This is a genomic window from Candidatus Frankia alpina (genome assembly GCF_902806485.1).
Lineage (GTDB): Bacteria > Actinomycetota > Actinomycetes > Frankiales > Frankiaceae > Frankia > Frankia alpina.
In genome coordinates, this window is sequence record NZ_CADCWT010000320.1 from 1 (window position 1) to 4,648 (window position 4,648).

Consider the following 4,648-nt stretch of genomic DNA (forward strand, 5'->3'; position numbering starts at 1 on the left):
GAGTGTCTTCGGCGGCGACGGCCGGCGGGGTCTTCGCCGTCGGACAGGAGTGCTCGCTGTTCCAGGTCGACGAGCTGAAGCTGGTCGTCGCCGGGATCAACTCGACGATGGCGCTCACCCACCGACCGCAGGACGATGTCGGACAGATCGGTGCAGCTCAGGCGGACTGGTTCGCCGAGCGGCTCGCCGCCTACGAGCGGCGCGGCTGGCTGCGCCTCGGCGCCATCCACCACGGCCACGATTCTCTGCCCACCACGGACGGCCACGCGCCCGCGACCGGCGGGCCACCTGCGGCCGGCCGACACAGCGATCTGTTCGGCCGGCTCAACCTCCTCCTGGCCGGACAGCAGACCAGCCCCGACGGAACTCGGCTCGATAACGCGCTCGTCCTCGGCCCGCCCCGGACGACCGAGGCCGACCCGGCCAACCCGGCCGACCCGGCGGGTCCCGAGACGGACCGCGCTTACGAACTGCTGCGGATCGACCGAACCGGGGTCACCCAGCGCCCGCGTGTCTGGACACCCGACCAGGCGAGGTGGATCGCCGGAGCCTGCGCCCACGTCCCGGTCGGTGCCACGGCGGCCCCGCGGGATCGGATAAGCCACGAGTGGACCGGCGTCGACGCCACGCTGCCACCCGACGACGTCGACGAGCCCAACGCACACGAGCGCGAGCGGGACCGGGACGGCCGGGAACCCCCGGCCAGGCACGCCGAGCCGCAGCCGCGGGAACGGTTCGTCGACCGAGTCGCCGAAGTCGCCCGTCTCCTGCACGCCGCCGACCAGCGCCAGGCCACCGTCACCGAGATCGCCGCCACGAGCAGCGGCCCCAGCCTCGACCTCACCGCGGCCCGGACAGCGCCGGCCGGCGGCGAGGAGACCGACTCGCTCACCCGGCTGGTCGACTGGACGGCCCCCGACGGGGGCAGCCTGGCACTGGTGCTCGGCGACTTCGGCCGCGGCAAGACCTTCCTGGCGCACGAACTCGCCCGCATGCTGCCCGAACGGCTTCCCCACGTCGTCCCGATGCTCGTCGAACTACGCCATCTGGAGAAGACGCACGGCATCGACGAGCTGCTCGCCGCGCACCTGGCCGGCGCCGGGGTGCGCCGCTTCGACCGGGACTCGCTGCGCTACATGGTGCGCCACGGTCGCATCGTGCTGCTGTTCGATGGCTTCGACGAACTGGCCCTGCGGGTCACCTACGAACGCGCCGCCGACCATCTCGCGACCCTGCTCGAGGCCCTGCAGGGCAGGACAAAACTGCTCCTGACCAGCCGCAGCCAGCATTTCCGCTCCGACCAGCAGGTCCGTACCGCGCTCGCCCAGCGCCTCGACCTGGTGGGTGGCCGCGAGATCATCGAACTCAGCGACTTCACCGACGACCAGATCGAACAGTTCCTCATCCGCACCTTCGACGGCGGCAAGGCGCGGGCCACCGAACGGCTCGCCCTCATCCACGACATCCACGACCTGCTCGGACTATCCCGCAACCCGCGGATGCTCGGCTTCATCGCCCGCCTCGACGAGGCGAGGCTGCGCCACGTCCAGGCGGCTACCGGCAGCATCGGCTCCGCCGACCTGTACCGGGAGCTGCTCGACGCCTGGCTCGACCACGAGACCGACCGCGCCAGTCCCGCCGGCGCCGCCCCCGCGCTGAGCACCGCCGACCGACTCGAGGCGGTCACCGCGCTCGCGGTCCGGCTCTGGCAGTCCACCGAGCGCACCGTCGGCACCCGCGAGCTGGCCGCGGCTGCCAGCAGCGTCCTGACGACGTTGGACGCCCACGGCCTCGACTCCGAGCACGCCGCCCACCAGGTCGGGTCGGGCACGCTGCTGGTCCGCACCGGCGACGATGCGTTCACCATCGTCCACGCCTCGGTCATGGAGTTCCTCGCCGCCGCCGCCTGCGAGCCGCCGCTGCGCCGCGCCGGCCCGACCGTCGACCTGCTCGACCGCCGCCTCGTCTCCCCCCTGATGGCCGACTTCGTCGTCGGCCTCGCCGACCGCGACGCCACCCTGCGCTGGGCCGGCGGCGTACTCGGCGACGCCAACGCCCCCGCCGCTGCCCGCCGCAACGCACTCACCTTCGCCCGCCGGCGCGATCCAGCCCTGCCCCGCGGGGCAGGGCTGGATCGCGCGGATCTCACCGGCACTGACCTCACCGGCCTCGACCTGACCGACGCCTGCTGCACCGCAACCCGCCTGCTGCGCTGCAATCTCACTGCGGCCGCCCTCGACGGCGGCGACTGGTTCCAGGCCGCCCTCCTCGGCTGCACCCTGGAGCCCGACCTCCCCGCCCACCCCGCGCTGCGGTTCGCCGCTCTGACCGGCCGCGACACCCCGTCGCTCTGCACGCCGCCGCACGGCTTCGTAGGAGACGTCGCCTTCTCCCCCACCAACCGGCTCGTTGCCTACACCGCCGACAGCACGCTCGTCCTCGTCGACGCTCACACCGGGACTCTGCTCCGCACCCTGACCGGGCACACCGGTCCCATCAGCACGGTCGTGTTCTCCACCGACGGCACCTGCACCCACACCCACACCGGCCACACCGGCGGGGTCTGGTCAGCCGCCTTCTCCCCGACCAGGGACGTCATCGCCACCGCAAGTTCCGACAGCACCTGCCGACTGTGGGACGCGGCTACCGGCGATCTGATCGCGATCATGATTGGTCTGCGGGATGGGGGGTGGGCCGTGCACCGGCCGGACGGCACCCACACGGTGGTCGGCCGCGTGGCCGGGGAGTTCTGGTGGTCGATGGGGCTGTGTCGGTTCGGGCCAGGCGAGCTGGATGCCTACCTGCCGGCGGTTCAGGCGGCTCAGTAGCGGATGGTGCTCTGCCGCAGCGGGGGGTAGCCGAGCGCCAGGCCGTGGTCGCGAGCAAACGGGGCGAGTTCGCCCTCGGCGGACGCCGCCCCGCCCGGCGTTCGCCACCTCCCTGGCCCGCGCCCGGGGCGCTAACGGCCGGCGCCGACCGCCTCCGCCGCGCCATCACCCCTGCCGCGCTCGTCGCGGCCGCGGTGATGGTCGAGGCGTAGCTGTAGTCTCCGCCCAGCTCGTCGGTCCCGCCGAGGTAGCCCAGCGGCTGACAGGTGCCGCGGGCCCAGCGGAACGCCTGCGCGGTGTAGTGGCTGACAATGTCGCCGACGAAGCCGCCCACCTCGTAGGCCGAGCGCTGCCAGAAACCGGCCACCGTGCCGTCGCCGGTCCCGCAGGTCAGCTGGCCGGGGCCCACGCCGGTCGGGTCGGGAATACTGGTAGCGACGGTCCGCGGGGCGGGCCGTTTCCCCCGGACGGCTGCGGGGCGGTCGCCGCCGATTTTCCGCCGAGGCCACCCGCCCCGGCTAGGACCGCGCCGGACCGCGACCTCAAACGGCTGCCGTCGCCGCCACGATCGAGCGGCAGAGCGGGTGCCAGGGCCGAAAGCAGACCCATCTATACGAACGCACGGCGATTTTCCACCCCCGATTCCCTTCACGCCCGTCGGCGGCAGGTCCGTCGTTGCGCGGCGGGCGGTCTCGTCCGGCGACCACCCGCCGGATTCCCGGCCCGCCCTTCGGGTCGGCACTATCCCATCGCGACGATGAGGCGCACAGCAACGACACGATGCCACGCTCACCCGACCGCGCACCTGCTCACCCCCTTGCGGCTACCCGCGGATCGGCGCGCGCCGCCGGGGATCGAGGGCCAGGGCGGCGACGCCCGCCGCCGCCGCGAGGCCCAGCGCGACGTACCAGGCGTGCCGGTAGACGGCCACCGGCGCGTCGGAGGAGGCCGTGCCGAGGATCGCGACCAGGATGCTCACGCCGATCACCGAGCCAACCTGGACCGCCATGGACACGATCGCGCTGCCGGTCGCCCCGTCATCGGCGAGCAGGGCCAGCAGCAGGCCGACCGCGGCGATCCGGCCGACCCGCAGCCCACCCCGCTGGTGCAGCGCCTCCGCCAACGCAGCCCCGCCGGCGAAAATCACCGGGCCGGGCGCGGTGCCCAGACCGGCACGGATGAGGGATGCTCAGCGCACGTCGCGCGGACGGAACTGGACGCTGATCCGCGGACCCACCGGGCGCGCCGACTTGGGCACGGCGTGATCCCAGGTGCGCTGGCAGCTACCGCCCATGACGATCAGGTCGCCGTGGCCAAGCTCGAAGCGCAGCGCGGGGCCCCCGCCGCGCGGGCGCAGCAGCAGCGGCCGAGGGGAACCCAGCACGATGATCGCCACCATCGTGTCCTGCCGGTCGCCGCGGCCGATCCGGTCGCCGTGCCAGGCGACACTGTCGCGGCCGTCGCGGTAAAGGCACAACCCCGCGGTGACGAACCGCTCCCCCAGCTCGGCCGCGTAGTACTCGTCGAGCGCGCCCTGGGCTGCGACCAGCGCCGGGTCGGGCAGCGCCTGGCCGGCACCGTAGAAGGCCAGCAGCCGAGGGACATCAACCATCCGCTCGTACATGGGGCGCCGCTCGGCCCGCCAGGGAACCCCGCCGCGCAGCCGCTCGAACAGGGCGTCCGCCCCCTCGATCCAGCGCGGCCGCACGTCCACTCACGCAGCCGCCGACAGCACGCGCCGGCGCACGGCCCCCGGGAGCGGAGCGACCTCGACCGACGCCGCGGCAGCGAGCAGCGAGCAGCGAGCAGCGAGCAGCGAG

General features: G+C 73.6%; 4 protein-coding genes. 2 read left to right on the forward strand and 2 right to left on the reverse strand.

The annotated features are described in order from the left end of the window. Together G6R25_RS21795 and G6R25_RS21800 are read left to right on the forward strand one after the other, a co-directional pair. On the forward strand, nt 1-2,828 hold a 2,828-nt coding region (locus G6R25_RS21795; protein ID WP_163554394.1), incomplete at its 5' end, for an NACHT domain-containing protein. A gap of 44 nt (nt 2,829-2,872) precedes the next feature. After that, on the forward strand, nt 2,873-3,040 hold the full coding sequence (locus tag G6R25_RS21800) for a hypothetical protein (RefSeq protein WP_161982985.1): 168 nt from the start codon (nt 2,873-2,875) through the stop codon (nt 3,038-3,040). Between the two features lie 611 nt (nt 3,041-3,651). On the opposite strand, the gene G6R25_RS21805 is transcribed toward G6R25_RS21800, so the two are convergent. Next, a complete protein-coding gene (locus G6R25_RS21805; protein WP_205447336.1) occupies nt 3,652-3,975 on the reverse strand; it encodes a hypothetical protein in 324 nt (107 codons plus the stop codon). A 42-nt stretch (nt 3,976-4,017) separates the two neighbouring features. Beyond that, the gene (locus G6R25_RS21810; RefSeq protein ID WP_473246925.1) at nt 4,018-4,542 is read right to left on the reverse strand and encodes an alpha-ketoglutarate-dependent dioxygenase AlkB; all 525 of its coding nucleotides are present in this window, start codon (nt 4,540-4,542) and stop codon (nt 4,018-4,020) included. Nucleotides 4,543-4,648 lie beyond the last annotated feature (106 nt).